Raw genomic sequence first — 16,929 nt, forward strand, 5'->3', positions numbered from 1 at the left:
ATAAGGCGAACAAAAAAACTTAACCTAATGTTAAGTTTTTTGTCCCACTTTATTTACAGCACTTTTCGTTTGCTTTTTTAAAAATTTACTTGCTATTTTATGTATTTTATATATTCATCATAAAAATTTCAAGCCATTACTGATAATTCGTTATCTAATCTTTTAAAAGTTAATAATTTATTGCTATTTCTATCTTCTTCTGTCATATAAATTAAATTTTTTAAAATTAAAATAAATTTTTCATCTGTAATTTTTTGTATTATTCCATTATCTTTATAGAAATTTTTTATTTTTAATAAAAACATTTTCAAAATTCATAATGATAAAAAAGAAAATAATACATGTCCTTGGATGTGTTTAGTTGTATAAACATACATTGGTCTAATTTGTAAATTATTTTTTAATGTTCTAAAATTTTCTTCTATTTTTCATTGCATTGAGTATATTTCTACAACTTTTAATGGATCTAAATCCTTTAAAGAAGTTTCATATACATAATAACCATCAAATTTTTGATCATTTGAAATTTTTTCTTCATCTAAAACATATTTAGAAGAATTCAATTGTTTAAAATATTTGGTTTTTTTGTATCCTATCATTCTTTTTTCATTAACAAATCCATTTTTGTCTTGATTTTTAATAAAATTATTTATTTCATTCTCTCTATTTAGTTTATCTAATTTAGCTCTGGATTTACTTCAGGTGACAATTTGTTTTCTTATTTTCCCTTTATTTTCTTTATTTTCTACAAAAATTTCTTTAGTTTTATATTTAAACTTTCCTGATATCTCGACATAATCATCTTCTTTTAATAAAAATTCTTTATATTTTTTTGTTTCGATATTTGCTCTTTTTGAAATTATGTAGTCTATATTATTTTCTTCTAAAAAGTTAATATTTTCTGCAGAACTCATTCCTCTGTCTGAAACAACTGTAATTTTTGTATTTTTATAAATTTCCTTAAATTCCTGTATAAAAGGAATTAATGTTTTTACATCTGCAGTATTTCCAGGAAAAATTTTATAAAAAATAGGTATATTTTCTGAATTACACGCCATTGCTAAAACAATTTGATCTTCTTTAAATTTTCCATCTTTTGAATATCCTGGTAATCTTAATTCTTCTTTTTTGAAACTTTCAAAATAAATTGTGGTTGAATCGAAAAAAATAGTTTCGTTTTCATTGACAAACTTTTTAGATATATTTTTCAAGATATTTTCCTTATTATCTTCTAATAAGTCAAGCATTCTATAAAAACTATTTTTTGAATAATCCAAGTCTGTATATGATTCAGACTTATTTATAAAAGATTTAAAAATACTTGAAGGTTGACAAATTCTATTAGCAATTTGATAAGAAAGTATTTCTTTCATCCCTTTGTGCTTACCAAAATTAAAATTTTCAAAAATGTTTAAATCATACATAAATTCTAAAATAAATTCTGCACTAAAATTTTTAGTTTTAGTAATATTTGAACTCAAAAGAAGTGCAGAATTTATTTCTGCTTCTAATTTTTCTATATTTACGGTTGTGTCATATTTACTTATTATGCTTTTAATAATTTGTTCATAATTAGGATTCTTTTTAAGTAGCTTTTCTTGATTTCCTAAAGCTAATAATCTAATATTTCTTCTATAACTTCCGCTTGTATCTCAGTAACCAATATTTTTATATGTTGCTTTTTTTGGTCCCGTAGAGTTAAATAACATTAATTTCATATTTAAATTATATCATAAATAGCAAGTTATAGCAAGAATTTTATTAAAAAAAATAAAAAATGTATATATTTATAAATAAATATATACAATCTAAATTTTATTATTTTTTTCTTTGTTAACTGGGAAACACAGGAATATTGAACATATTTTAATGATAAAGATTTAATTGCAAATATTTATATTCCTAAAACTCAATTTTCTGTAAGTCAAGTTTATATAAATGAAAAAGATAAAAAGGTCTATATTCTTCCTTTTTATAATGAATTTCAGCTTTATTCTCAACCAAGAGAATCTAATTTAATTAAAGTTGATTTTTACTCAATTGATAAGTCAGACAACTTAGAACTTATGGATGTAAATACTGTAAATGATATACTTTCTATAAATACAAAATAATTATTTTCATTCAAATTTTAAATGAGATTTAAAGTTATTAAAATAATGATGAAAAAAACTTAAAGTTTGTTTAATTGACTTTAAGTTTTTTATTTACAAATAGATTAATTAATTTGATAAATTCAATAAAAATTGTTGGTACTAATCCAAAAATAAATGGTAATGCAAGTATTCAATTATTAAATGAATTTACATATACATTCATATTAAACACTTTGGAAAATTCTGGTATGTAAGTAACTGGTAAAAGAACAACAAAACTAATTACAAAAGCTAAAAGAACAAATTTTAAATCATTAAATTTTTGTTTAAATAGACTTTCATTACTTCTTAATATAATAGAATTTAAAGATAAAATTATTCCCATAGTCATGAAACAAGATAAAGAAGCAAAATTTAGTGTTGATAAATTTTCTTTAGCTAAGATTGTTTTTATTTCATTTAAATTTGCTACACCACTTTGACTATAAGCACCTAAATAAAATGCTAATAATGATAGTGTTGATGACAAGATGGAAAGTAAAGATATTTGAATTATCATTTCTTTAGTTAAGATAGAAGCATTTTTATGATTTGGTTTTTTATTCATTAAATTTTGTTTTGGTCTATTTAAACCTAGTGCAATTCCTGGGAAAGTTTCAGAAATAACATTTATTCACAAAATTTGTAAAGAAGATAAAGGATTTATACTAAAAATTAAAATTCCAATAAAAGTAGTTAATAAAGCTGTTAAATTGGTTGTAAAAAGGAAAATCATTAATCTTTTTATGCTATATAAAATACTTCTTCCTTCTTTTATAGCACTAACTATTGTTGAAAAATTATCATCTGTTAATACCATATCTGCAGCTTGTTTGGAAACATCGGTCCCTGTTATTCCCATAGCACAACCAATGTCAGCAGCTTTAAGAGCAGGAGCATCATTTACTCCATCACCTGTCATAGAAACAACTTTATTTTTGGTTTGTCAAGCTTTAACAATTCTGATTTTATCTTCAGGACTAACTCTAGCAAAAACTGCATATTTTTCTATGTTTTCATTTAAATCTTCATCGCTCATTAGTTTTAATTCACTTCCACTTAAAACTAAATCTTCATCGGATTTTACTATGTTTAATTGTTTTGCAATAGCATAAGCTGTGTTTGCATAATCACCAGTAATCATTACAGTTTTTATTCCGGCTTTTTGTGCAATTGCAATAGAACTTTTAACCTCTTCTCTTGGTGGATCTATCATCCCTATTAATCCAACTAATGTTAAATTTTGTTCCACATTTTTTGAACTTAAATCATCTGGTAATTTGTCTCATTTTCTAATTGCTAATGCTAAAACTCTTAAAGCATTATTAGAAAATTCGATGTTTTTATGTTCTATTTGATTTGACAAATTGTTTGCAAGAGCAAAAATAGAATCAGGAGCTCCTTTTGTAATTGAATAAATATTTTCATTAATTTTTATAAAAACAGTCATCATTTTTCTATCTGAATCAAAAGGAATTTCGTTTATTCTTGGGTGTAATCCAGAAACTGAATCTTTCAAAATTTTATTATCAATTCCGAATTGGATAATAGCAGTTTCAGTTGGATCTCCAATTAATTTGTGTTCCCCTTTTTCATTTATAGATGAGTTGGCATCTGTACATAAAATAAAATATTTAATAAAGTCTTCTTCTGAAAAAGCGTTATTTTTAAAAGTTTCTATAACCTTCATTTTATTTTGGGTTAATGTTCCTGTTTTATCACTACAAATTATTGAAACATTTCCTAAAGTTTCAGCAGCTGGTAGTTTTTTAACAAGAGCATTTTTATTTGATAATCTTTTAACTCCAATAGATAAAATAACAGTAACAATTGGTACTAAACCTTCTGGTATAGTTCCAATAGCTAAAGTTATAGCAATAACAACACCTTTTGCTCAAAGACTTCAATTTCCTGAAGCAACTATAAAAATATAAATAAAGAAGGTAATTACACATAAAATAGCGGAAAAAATTCCAATTTTTTTACTTAAATTTGCAAGTTGTTTTTGGAGTGGAGTGAGTTTTTCTTTTTCTTGATTTAGCAATTTAGCAATATTTCCTAATTTTGTTTCCATCCCAATTTTTGTAACTAGAATTTTTGCTCTACCATTTATAACATTTGTACCTGAATAAACTACAGTATCTTCTGCTTCTTCTCAGTTAAATTCTAAATTAGATATATTTTTTTTAAAAACACTTAAAGATTCACCTGTTAAAATTGATTCTTCAACCTCTAATTGAGCAGAATTAACAATAATGCCATCAGCACCAATAGTATTTCCTGCTTCAATTAGCAATATATCTCCAACAACGATGTCTTTTGTGTCAATAATTATTTCTTGCCCGTTTCGAATGACTTTTGATGTTGGAGAACTTAAACTAGCAAGTGATTCAATCGATTTTTCTGCTTTATTTTCCTGTATTAAACCAAATATAGCATTTAAAATTACAATAAAAAATATCACAAAAGGTTCTACAAAACTAATTATAAATTCTATATGATTCTTATATTCATAATGAACTACTGCTTCATAAATAGCAATTCCTAAAGCTAAAAATGCAGCAATAATTAAAAGAATAATCATCGGTTCAATAAATTGTTTTAAAAATTTAATAATTAAAGGGGTTTTCTTTTTATTTTTAAGTTCATTTACACCGTATTTTTCTTTGTTTTTAGAAATTTGTTCATGATTTAAGCCTTTATTTAAATCAATGTATTTAAATGTATTTTGTAAAGAATTATTTTTGTTTTCCATTATTTCTTTCTGCTGCTTTTTCTACAAAAGCACTAAATAATTTATGAGGATTTAGTGGTCTTGCATTGAATTCTGGATGATATTGCACTCCGATATAAAAATCTTTGCTTTTATCTTCACAAGATTCAACCAGACCTAATTTTGGATGATAACCAGAAAAACTGAAATTTTCATCTTCTAATTTTTCAATAAATTCATGTTGTATTTCGTATCTATGTCTATGTCTTTCAAAAACAGAAGTACTTTTGTAAAATTTAGCAATTAAAGAATCTTTTTTAAAGACTGTTTCAGATTCTCCTAATCTTAAAGTTCCACCCATTTGGTCTTTTTCGTTTTTACCTTTTATAAAATCTAGAACATAAACTTCTTCTTTGTTGTTTGTAGCAAATTCTTTAGAAGTTGCATGTTTATAACCTTTGAGACGTGCTTGAGCAACAGACATTGCTTGCATACCTAAACAGATGCCAAAAGTTGGAATATTTTTTTCTCTTGTATATGTTGCTCCTAAAACTTTTCCTTCAAAACCTCTAATACCAAATCCAGGTAAGATAATTACACCATCAGCATCATCAAGTTTTTCAGATATATTTTCATTTGTTAGAATATTTGAGTCAACATATTCTAGTTTTACTTCATATCCTTTATCAAATGCAGAAATTTTAATAGCTTCATTTATTGATTTATAAGCATCGGAAAAACTTGTATATTTTCCAAGCATTTTGATTAATAATTCAGCTTTTTTTTCTTTATTAACTTTGTTAGCAAAAGTTGTTCATTTTCTTAAATTTGGTTTTATATGTGTAATATTAAAGTAATCTAATATAATATTGGCTGCATCTTTTTTTTCTAAATATAATGGCATTTCATATACATTTTTTAGATCAGGAGCAGAAATAACATTTCTTGGATTTAAAAATGTAGTTTTTGCAACTTTGTTTAAAATAGTGTGATCAACTTCATCGTTAGATCTTAAAAGTATCATATTAGGTTTTATACCCATACCTCTTAATTTATTAATAGAATCTTGTGTAGGTTTGGTTTTAAAATCACCTGATGTTTCAAGGAAAGGAACATAAGTTACGTGAATGAAAAAAGTGTTTATACCATTGAATTCACTACCCATTTGTGCTATTGCGTAAATAAACGGATTTGATTCAATATCCCCTACTGTTCCACCTATTTCAACTATAACAAAGTCACTTTTATATTTTTTTTCTATATTTTTAATTATACTAATTATTTCGTCAGTAACATGTGGGATATATTGAACAGTTTTACCATCATAATATCCTTCTCTTTCTTTTTCTAAAATATTTCAAAAGATTCTACCGCTTGTAAAATTGGAATCTTTTGAAAATTTTTCATCAATAAAACGCTCATAGTGTCCAAGATCAAGATCTGTTTCTCCACCATCAGCAGTTACATAAACTTCTCCGTGTTCATAAGGAGACATAACTCCAGGATCTACATTTAAGTAAGGATCTAATTTTAAAACAAAAACACTAAAACCTCTTGATTTTAAAAGATTTCCTATTGAAGCGGCTGAAACTCCCTTTCCTAATCCTGAAATTACACCACCTGTAACAAAAATAAATTTAGACATTTTCTCTCTCTTTCATACAAATACATTTAATATTTAAATTATACAAAAATATTGATATTTTGTTTTTGTAAAAATAAAAAAATATTTATAATTTAAATATGAAAAACAAAACTAAAAAAATTATATTATCATCAATAGTGCTTGGTACTATTGCAGCATCTTCTATTGGTGCAACTTTAGCAATAGTTTTTAATAAAAACAAAAATAAAGAAAATATATTTTTAAAGGAAAAAGTTAAATTTAGTAGGACGAAAGAAAAAGTTTTTATATTTCTTCCTAATTCTTTTAAAGAAACAATTAATAATATTGAATTAACTTTAAAAGAAAATCAAACAGATTCTAAAACTTATGTTTTAAAAGAGTTTATTTATTTGAATGGCAAAATTGAAGTTTTACTTCCTTCAATTTTGCAAGATAAATCTTCATTATTTATCGATAAACTCTTTATAAATAAAGAAAATATTTCATTAAAAAGATATACTGATACTGAAAGAGAAATTATATTTAGTGAAGAAAAAAAAGAACCTGAAGTTCCTAAAACAGATCCTGATACACCTAAACCTGAAAATCCAAAGGAAAAAGACGTAATTGATAATCCAGACAATGGTTCCATAAATAATATTGAAGATCCAAACGATAAACAAGAGCCAGAAATTCCTGATTCAAATGAAAATGATGACTTTGTAATTTCATCTTTAGAAATTTTAGAAAAAACAGATGAATTTGCAAAACTTAAAGTAAATTTTTCTAAACATTTATTAAAAAATGTAAAAAATAAAGATTTTCAAATTGAAATATCTGGAAAAATTAAGGATAAACAATTTTTTAACTCCCAACAATATATTGAAAATTCCGATTCAGTTATTTTTAATTTATCAAATTTAGAGTTTAGTGAAAACTATTTAATTAATAATATTACTTTAAATAATAAACCACTAACTAGCTTAAATTCAGCACAAAAAATAGGAAATAATTGAGAAAATTCTGAAAATACAAATGATTTTGTCTTTCAAACAAACGAGTATTCTCAAAAAATATCTTATGAAAGTATAAGTTATCACATTGATGAAACAAATCCAAATCGTTTATTACTTTCTTTTAACAATGTGGAAAAATTATTTGAATTCACAGAAAGTGAATATATTGGAAAATTAACTTTAAAAGATAAAACAAATTCAGATACAGAATTTACTGTAGATATTTCAATTAGAAAAACAGAAAATGAAGGGTTAAAAAATATTCCTATCACAATTAGTACAACTAGTGATTCATCAACTTTTGACTATGAAGATGGATTTGAAATTCCTTCAAATGCTATTTTAGAAATAGTGGATTTTAAAATTGATAGAAGTGGATTAATTTCTGTTGTTGAACCAAGAATTTCTATTTTACCAAAAGACGGAATAAATAAAGAATTTAGTTCTAAAACAAGTTTTAGTAGATTCAAAAATACTGAGTTTAATTTAGAATCTAATAATAATTTGAAAGTTAAAACAGAATTAGAACTTGTTGATATTGATCAAAGTAATTTGAATGATGTCAAATTGGAATTTATATCTAATTTTGGTGGTTATTGAAAAATAAATGCAACTAAAGTCAATGATAAATGAGAAGCAAATATTCCAAATTATAATTATTATGGAAAAATTTCTTTAACTAAAGTTTTTGTAAATAATAAAGAAATTCAATTAGATTATTTACATAAAGGAGTCCTTAAATTTAATAATGATAAAAATAGAGAAGAAAATGCACTAATAAATTCTGTAAATATTACCGAAAATAAAGAAAATTCCTTTATATCTGATATTTCTGTAAATTTTAATAATAGTGAATTATTAGATCAATTTTCTTTATTAAAACCAAGACTTGAAATTTTTGATATTAATAATCAAACTCAAATTATTGAACCAAAATTCCTTTATAAAGATAAAAATAATTATATATTTAGCACTTATTTAAAAAACAATGTTAATTATAAAATTAAAAAATTAAGTTTTGGCACTCAAGATTTTAATTTTGAAAATTCATTTACAAAATCAAAGACATCTACACCAAAAACAGAAATAGAATTAAATGAAATAATTAATAATATTTCTTCTTTAAATTTAACAAAAAAATACTGAGCTTCTGGAGCACTAAAATCTTTAAATTCAACATCTGATTTTATAAAGATAACTGACATTAATAAGATTAGAAATTTTGATGATTCAATAGAAATAGAAGTAAATAAATCGTCTTCTGAAACAGAAATTGATGAAAGAAACGGTATTTTAAAATTAAATATCAAATTAAAATCTGGATCAAATTATTCAATTTCTAAAAAAATTACAATTAACAATTTATATAATGTTAATTTCTTTGAACATTTTAATCAAAGTAATAGTTATTTTGAAAAATTAATTTCAATATCAAATAAAGGTTTAACTAAATCTACTTTAGATTTTGACAAAACATTTACTGAAGTAGAAACTAACGATTTACATTATTCATTTGGAAATCCAACTACTTGAGTTGAAATAAAAGATGAAAAATTAAATGATTTTTTAAATATTGATGAATCGTTAAAAAGTTATGATAGTTCAAAACTAAAAATATTTTTCATCAAATTTAGAGATCAAAAAAATTTATATGATCCACATATAACTTCTGCATATGCAATGCAAGGCTTTATGGAATATAAAATAGGTTTTTGATTCGATAATTTAAACGAAAATAACCCAGAATCTAAATATAAGAAAATTTATGGTCCTATGTTAGTAGGTGGATTCAACTTTGATAATACATCACAAAGTCTTTATTTAAATTTTAAAGAAAAAATTGAAAAATTTTCAACAGAAAAATGAGATGAATTTAATAGTTATTATGGATTTAAAAATCCTGAATCTGTTGATTTAGATAATTTAATTGCTGAAATTAATCAAATTTCCAATAAAGAAGAAAGATGAAATAAAATTTTAGAGTATACCAAAATAAGTAAATTGTTATCTAGTATAACTGATTTAGTTAAAAATTCATTTAATTCTCCAATTTCAAAAGATTTTTATAATATTCAAGTAGAAACAGCAAGCAAAGAAACTATTGGAGAAAATAATTTTCTTAAATTAAAAGTTGTTTTAAAATCTCATTCCTTTAATAGAACTATTCAAAACAACGAAAATAATAATATAGGTAATAATTTTATTGATATATTATTCTTAAAAAGATAAAAACTCAACTAAATTGAGTTTTTTTATTTATTAATTTTAAATATTCTTCCAGAGTTTAGATCTTTAATTATAGAACCGGATAAATTTTCTGGTAAATTATCATTTATATAGAAAGTTAGTGTGTTTAAATCTGTATATCCTTTATATTCTTTATCGTTTTTTACTATTGAAAATAGGTGATTTAACTCGTTATTTAGATAAGTATTTGGTAGTTCAAAATGTAAATAAGTTGTATTATTTATAGTTTCTCTTTTTAAAATATTAATATTTGTTATATTATTTTCGAATGTTGAAATTTTAGTGATTTTATTATTATCGAAAGGAATAAGCATATGGGAAGCATTATTAATAAATTCTATTGAAGATAAATAATATGTTTTATTAGCTTCAAAGAAAGAATCATTTAGCATAATTTCTAGTTTGTTTTTATCTATTAAGTGTAATATTTTTTCTTCATTTGTAGTAATATGATTTTTTTCATCTATTACAACGAAACTTGCTTTTATTTCTGAACTACTAGTAGTTTCTAAATTATTTTTTAGTAAAATATCTAATTTATTTTCTTCTTTTTGGACAGTAATAAGATTGTTTGTTTCTGTTGTATTTTTATTAAAAATAAACTTATTTTTATTTAAATTAATTTCATTATTGGAATATTCAACTTGAATAAAATCTTCTGTTTGAAAAGAATTTTTAAATTCAAATAATACAGCTTTTTTCTTTAAATCCACAACGTTGAAATTATTAACTTCTTCTAACAATTCTTTATTTTTATTATAATGCTTAATTTTAAATTTTTGAGAACTTAAATCTATTCAATTATTCGGATCATTTATAAAAAGTAAAGAACTTTTATTTGTTACAAAAGAATTTTCAAGTGAAACTTCTTTTTTTTCTGCTTTATAATAATTTTTTATAGATTCACTAAAATCTTTATAATTGGAAATAATTTTATTTTGTTCATTTGAAGAATTTGCAATTTCTAATTGCAAAATATTTCAAACATATTTATCACTTAATTGATTTAAGTCAAAAGAAAGATTTTTTTCTTCAATAGTTCCTAATATTTTTTTAACTTCATTATTTCTATTTTCGAAAATTAAAGAAAAATTATTGAAATTATTTGGATTTTTTATATTTTTATTTAAAGTTTCTAAATTTATAATTAATTTATTTTCAATGATTTGTCCAAAATTTAAATTTGAAATAGTTAATTTTTCTTTATTTAATTCTAAAAAATGATTATCAATTAAATTATCAGTGGGATTAAAATATAATTTTTTAAGTAAATATTTTCCTTTTACTAAATCATTAGGTATATCTATTTTTAATGAATTATTTACTATAGTTATGTTTTTTGTTTTATTTATATTTGTATTTTCAATATTTTCTAAAGTATAAGTTATAGAATTACTATTTAAAATATTGGTAAAGAAAATTTCTAATTCCCCCTTTTTTCCCGTATTTTTGATTTCAAAAAAAGGGAAATTAATTTTTATATTTTCTGTTTTTTCAACAAGTGTAATGTCGCTTGGTATCTGAATTGAATAACTACCTTTTTTTGGAATAGATAAATCATTTATATTTATAACTCAAAAATTATCATTATTCACTTTTTGTCAAGATGCTTTAAAAGTAATACTTTCGTTTTCTTCATTAGTAAATTCAATTTCTTTGGATGAATTGTTTATAGGCTGATTATCTTTAGTTTTTAGAAAAATTTGTCATCCATTGGTATTTTTAGAAATACTGAAATTAGTTGTTTCATTTTTTTTAATATCTATATTTTGATTATTTTTATGTTTTAAAACAATAGCAGTTGTTCCCACGGCAACAGGAATTCCGATTGCGATAATTGGCAAAGCTATAAATAATGCTTTTTTTGTTTCTTTTTTATTTTTTAACATTTTTCTCCTTTTGATTATTTAAAAATTACTATTTATAAATTATAAAACTAATACAAAAAAATAAAATAACTTTCTTTATTTTTTATAAATTTTTATAAAAAAACGAAAATAATTCTTTTATTGAATTTATTTTCAATAATAAAGAAATAGTTTTTTAAAAAAGTATTATAATTTTTATTATTAAATAAATAAGGAGAAAAAATGTTTTTTCAAAAAGAATTAGAAAATAAAATTGATATAAAAAACAAAGAATTAAAATCAAAAAAAACCATTTTATTAATAGATGGAGAAGATCAAAGAGCTATTGATGCAGCTAAAAAATTAGTTAATACTGATTTAGTAAATGTTATTTTACTTGTAAATAAAGAAAATAAAAACCTTTCTTCTAAAATTCAACAAGAAGTAATTAGTTCTTCTAAAAAGGAAAAATACGCAAAATTATTTTTTGAAGCAAGAAACGGAAAAGAAACAATGGAATCTGCTCAAAAAAGTTTAGAAAGCAATCCTTTTTATGGAATGATGATGTTAAAAAACAAAGAAGTAGATGGTGTAGTTGGTGGTTTAAATTATACTACAGCCGATATTTTAAGAGCTGGTTTTAAAGTGATAGGTCCTAAAAAAGGGATAAAAACTATTTCATCTGCTATGATAATGCACAAAGAAAATGAAAAATTTATTTTTTCAGATATATCTGTAAATATAAAACCAAATTCAGATCAGTTAGCAGAAATTGGTTTAAATTCAAAAGAATTTGCAAAGAATTTAGGAATAAAACCAAAAATTGCTTTCCTTTCTTTTTCAACAGATGGTTCAGCTATTAGTGATGAATCTAAATTAAGTTCAGAAGCAACTATTAAATTTAATGAATTAAGTGATGATGTTAAAGCTATCGGTGAAATTCAATTCGATGCAGCTATTAGCGAAAATGTAAGAAAAGCAAAATATAAAAAAGAGTCATATGAGGGACAAACTAATGTTTTTATATTCCCTAATTTAGATGCAGGAAATATAGGATATAAAATAGCACAAAGACTTGGGAATTATGGGGCAATTGGTCCAGTTATTACTGGTATTGCAGAACCTGTAAATGATTTATCTAGAGGATCAACTGTAGAGGATGTTTATAATACAGTTTTAATTACAACATTACAGACTTTTAAAGAGGAAAAATAATATGAATAAAAAAATATTAGTAATAAATGCTGGTTCTTCATCAATGAAATGATCATTATTTAATAAAGAAGATTTTAAAGTTATAGCTTCAGGAATCGCAGAAAGAGTTGGGATAGCTAATTCTTTTATTAAAATGTCATTTGGTGATAATGATATTAAAAAAGAAGTTGAAATGCAAAATCATAAAGAAGCAGCAAATAAAACACTTGATTTATGACAAGAAAATAAAATTATTAATTCTTTAGATGAAATTGAGTTAATCGGATTTAGAGTAGTTCATGGTGGTGAATATTTTAAAGATTCTACAAAATTAACAAAAGAAGCAATTGAATTAATAGATGAATGTTCAAAATTTGCTCCATTACATAATCCTGGAGCAATCCAAGCAATTAAAGCTATGCAAGAAGTTTTACCTAATGCTAAAATGAGTGCTAGTTTTGACACAGCCTTCCATACTTCTATTCCTGATATTAATTCAAAATACGGGATTAATAAAGAATTTGCAGAAAAATACGGCATTAAAAAATATGGAATGCATGGAATTAGTCATAAATTTATTACATTAAAATTAGAAAAAATTTTAAATAAAGAAAAAATAAATTTTGTTAATTTACATATAGGAAATGGAGCATCTTTATGTGCTATTAAAGATTCTAAATCATTTGATACATCTATGGGATTTACTCCATTAGCGGGCATAATGATGGGAACAAGAAGTGGAGATATAGATCCGGCGATTCATGAATATGCAACCGAAGCTGCTAATATTTCTTTAAAAGAATTTACCAATTTATTAAATAAACAATCTGGATTATTAGGTGTTTCTGGTATTTCATCTGATATGAGAGATTTGGTTCAAAGATACAAAGAAAATGATCAAAATGTAATTTTTACTTTAAATTTATATATTCAAAAAATTGTAGATTATTTAGTTAACTACATTAATAAAGTTGGTAAAAAAATAGATGCATTAGTTTTTACAGCAGGAATTGGTGAAAATTCTAGTTTTATTAGAGAATTAGTTATTGAAAAATTAACCTTACCAAATTTAAATATTGAACTGGATAAAGATAAAAATAATGTTTCACCTTCAGAAATTAAAGATTATACATTAATTTCTTCTTCTAAATCCGACATTCCTGTTTATGTAATAAGAACTAATGAAGAATTACTTATTGCACAAGACGCATTAAAATTATATGAATAAAGCAATATTTGCAGGTAGTTTTGATCCTTTTCACGAAGGGCATTTAAATATTTTACAAAAAGCTTTAAAAGTATTTGATTTTATATATGTTGTAATAACTAGAAATCCAGATAAAAAGCAAATAAGTTCATTTCAAGAAAAAAAATCAATAGTTCAGCAAAAAATAGATAAACTTAAAAATGTAGAAATATTGATTAACGATAAAGAGTTGACTGCAGAATTTGCAAAAAAACTAGATGTTAAATTTTTAATAAGAGCAGCAAGAAATGATATAGACTTTAGTTATGAATTAGAACTTGCATATGGAAATAAAGAAATTTACAGCGAATTAGAAACAATTTTATTTTTTCCAGATGAAAAAAACCGAGAAATAAGTTCAACATTAGAAAGACATAAAAAAATTTATGATAAAGGATTTTAGATGTGAAAATTTATAGTATCTTCTTCAAAAAAAGAAAATTGATATTTTCATAAAGGAAAAGAAATTTGTTTTATAGGTAGATCTAATGTTGGTAAATCTTCTTTAATAAACGCTCTTGCAAACACAAAAATAGCAAAAACTTCAAATACTCCCGGTAGAACACAATTAATTAATTTTTTTGAAAATAACAACCAAAAAATAATCGTAGATTTACCTGGTTATGGATATGCTAAAATGTCAAAATTTCTTTCTGAAAAAATGTTCAATATGATTGAAGAGTATTTTACTTTTAGGGAAAATTTAGATACTACTTTTTTACTTTTTGATTCTAGAATTGGATTAACTGATAATGATAAAAGTATGTTAGAATTTTTAGAATCTTTAAATAAAAAAATTATTTTAGTTGCAACTAAAATAGACAAATTAAATCAGTCACAAATATATAAAGTCAAAAAAGAAATTGAATTACTAAATAAATATGAATGTTTTTTTGTTTCTTCAACAAAAAAGAAAAATTTAAATTTATTAATTGAAAAAATAAATGAAATTTTAATCTAAAATAAAATCTATTTAATTGATATAATTTTATTAGTAGGATTATTTGTTCATAGAAAAGCATTTTAATTGAATATCAAAACAAATTTTACTACTGATTTAATTTATATAAAATTAAACATAATTTAATAATATAAATAAAAAAAAGAAAGGAAAATTATGGCAAATTTATTTAATCCAAATAATAACAATGAACCAAAAGGATTTGAACCTACAGTTGATAATAGTGCAAAAAAACCTGTTTGTTCAGTAGCAGCAAAAGTGTTTTTCTGAGTTTTTGGAACATTACTTCTATTTTTTGCACCAATTTATTTTTTAGTTAAAAGAAATGGTTTTTTAAGACAACAAAATGAAATTAATGAGGCAGCTGGTACAATCGAAACTCAATTAGCTAAACGTAGTGATACATTAATAAAATTAGTAGATCAAGTTAAATCACACAAAAATTTTGAACAATCTATTCTTACTGATGTAACTAAATTAAGAAATATGACTAAAAGTATTGATAATGCTTCTCAAGTAGAAGGTTTAACTAATTCAGTTTTAGGTAGATTGATTGCTGTTTCAGAAAACTATCCAGATTTAAAAACATCAGCACTTTATGGTGAATTAATGGAACAAACAAGTTATTTAGAAAGAGAAATAGCTGCAGCAAGAAGACTATATAATAGTAAAGTTAACACATTTAACACTTCTATTTTAGTTTTCCCAGCAACAGTTATATCAAGTTCATTACACTTAGAAACTTATCCATTATTCCAAGCAAGCGCACAACAAAGACAAGATGTTTCTATGAAAGATTTATAAAATTAGATGAAAACAATAGACAATTATAAAACATTTTCAGAGTTTCAACATATTTCAAAAGAAACAATTTATCCATTTATTAAAAATACAATAGATGAAACTTTTGATAAGACAAAAGATTTACAAGAAAAAATAAAAAAAGCACATTTAATTTTTTCTATTTTTATAATCACAACACTAGTTTTACTTGGATTATCTATTTTATTTGTTGTTATTTGATTACTTCAAAAAAATGTTTCTTTAACAGTAGCTGCATTAGTTTTCTTTGTTTTAGGTTTAATAAGTTCTTTGGTAGCTTCAATATTTATGAAGAAAAAGAAAAATTTAATTTTGATGCTTCAACTTGAAATTCAAAAAAACCTCAATGTTCCTTCTATTTATAAAGAAAGCATTAAAGTTTTAGATGAAACCTATGATTATAAAATAAATAAAGAAATTGACGAAAGTAATAATTTTAGTTTAGATAAAAGACACATTGAAGAAGTTCAAAGTGATTTAGCAAGAAGCTATGATAAAGTTGTTTTAGAAAGCAAAACATCAATTAAAAGAGTTTTAATTAATCAAAAATATCCTGTTGTTTTTTTAAACTTAAAATGAAAATGTATTGATTATGCTAAGAAAAAAGGGGATAACGATAGAGTTACATACGTAGATAACGGTATTATGCAAATCGATACAACAGTGCTTGGTGATAAAGGTTTTGCCTTTGAATTATTTAGATCATCTTTTTTTAGTAAAAAAAACATAGAGAAATTAGAAAATAAAGATTTTGTTAAAACATTTTCTCCACGTTCAAATAACGAATTAAAAATAAGACAAATGTATACACCTCTTGCAATGGAACTATCACTAAAGAGATATCATGATAAAAACGGTGTTCAAATTACAGGATTACATTTATTATCATCAGGATCTAGAATTTATTATACTTATAATTGTAGTTTTGGTTTTATGGAACTAGATTTTCCAAAATCATCTGATAAAGTTAAAATTTTAAATAAAGTTTATAATGATATATTAGTTGATGTTTATTCTCTATATTATCTAATTTCATTGATTAATAATACTACACTTTATTTACAATAATAAAAAAATGAGATTTAAGTAAAGTGGGACAATTTATTGGGACACATTTTACCAGTGATATCACTGGTAAAATT

Annotated in this window: 11 protein-coding genes; 7 read left to right on the forward strand and 4 right to left on the reverse strand. The window is 23.2% G+C overall.

All coding sequences use genetic code 4. The features are described from left to right. Positions 1-92 precede the first annotated feature (92 nt). The 3 genes from ACXX88_RS03165 to ACXX88_RS03175 all read right to left on the reverse strand — a co-directional run bounded on the left by ACXX88_RS03165 (position 93) and on the right by ACXX88_RS03175 (position 6,493). Positions 93-1,709 carry an IS1634 family transposase gene (locus ACXX88_RS03165; protein ID WP_458559574.1) on the reverse strand — a complete coding sequence of 539 codons (1,617 nt, stop codon included), beginning with the start codon at positions 1,707-1,709 and terminating at the stop codon, positions 93-95. Between the two features lie 475 nt (positions 1,710-2,184). Continuing rightward, entirely contained in the window at positions 2,185-4,890 is a 2,706-nt protein-coding gene (locus ACXX88_RS03170) for a cation-translocating P-type ATPase (protein ID WP_458559575.1), read from the reverse strand. Continuing rightward, entirely contained in the window at positions 4,874-6,493 is a 1,620-nt protein-coding gene (locus ACXX88_RS03175) for a CTP synthase (protein ID WP_458559576.1), read from the reverse strand. The genes ACXX88_RS03170 and ACXX88_RS03175 overlap by 17 nt, the downstream gene beginning before the upstream one ends. Positions 6,494-6,591: 98 nt before the next feature. On the opposite strand from ACXX88_RS03175, the gene ACXX88_RS03180 reads away from it, so the two are divergent. After that, positions 6,592-9,699: a hypothetical protein gene (locus ACXX88_RS03180; protein ID WP_458559577.1), complete on the forward strand. Its 3,108-nt coding sequence runs from the start codon at positions 6,592-6,594 to the stop codon at positions 9,697-9,699. Between the two features lie 23 nt (positions 9,700-9,722). Here the strand turns inward: ACXX88_RS03180 and ACXX88_RS03185 are convergent, their stop codons facing one another. After that, positions 9,723-11,606 (reverse strand): hypothetical protein, encoded by a 1,884-nt coding sequence (locus ACXX88_RS03185; protein ID WP_458559578.1) that lies wholly within the window; start codon positions 11,604-11,606, stop codon positions 9,723-9,725. 201 nt (positions 11,607-11,807) lie between these two features. Between ACXX88_RS03185 and ACXX88_RS03190 the strand changes: the two genes are divergently transcribed. The 6 genes from ACXX88_RS03190 (at position 11,808) to ACXX88_RS03215 (ending at position 16,855) form a co-directional block, all read left to right on the forward strand. Further along, positions 11,808-12,779 (forward strand): phosphate acetyltransferase, encoded by a 972-nt coding sequence (locus tag ACXX88_RS03190; protein WP_436359089.1) that lies wholly within the window; start codon positions 11,808-11,810, stop codon positions 12,777-12,779. A gap of 1 nt (position 12,780) precedes the next feature. Next, positions 12,781-13,986 carry an acetate/propionate family kinase gene (locus ACXX88_RS03195; protein ID WP_436359090.1) on the forward strand — a complete coding sequence of 402 codons (1,206 nt, stop codon included), beginning with the start codon at positions 12,781-12,783 and terminating at the stop codon, positions 13,984-13,986. Continuing rightward, positions 13,979-14,407 (forward strand): pantetheine-phosphate adenylyltransferase, encoded by a 429-nt coding sequence (gene coaD / locus ACXX88_RS03200; RefSeq protein WP_436359091.1) that lies wholly within the window; start codon positions 13,979-13,981, stop codon positions 14,405-14,407. The genes ACXX88_RS03195 and coaD overlap by 8 nt, the downstream gene beginning before the upstream one ends. Further along, positions 14,408-14,965 (forward strand): ribosome biogenesis GTP-binding protein YihA/YsxC, encoded by a 558-nt coding sequence (gene yihA / locus ACXX88_RS03205; protein WP_458559579.1) that lies wholly within the window; start codon positions 14,408-14,410, stop codon positions 14,963-14,965. It abuts the gene before it with no gap. 156 nt (positions 14,966-15,121) lie between these two features. Beyond that, positions 15,122-15,769: a LemA family protein gene (locus tag ACXX88_RS03210; RefSeq protein ID WP_436359093.1), complete on the forward strand. Its 648-nt coding sequence runs from the start codon at positions 15,122-15,124 to the stop codon at positions 15,767-15,769. A 6-nt stretch (positions 15,770-15,775) separates the two neighbouring features. Further along, a complete protein-coding gene (locus ACXX88_RS03215; protein WP_436359094.1) occupies positions 15,776-16,855 on the forward strand; it encodes a hypothetical protein in 1,080 nt (359 codons plus the stop codon). Positions 16,856-16,929: the final 74 nt, after the last annotated feature.

The organism is Mycoplasma sp. 5370 (genome assembly GCF_054343435.1).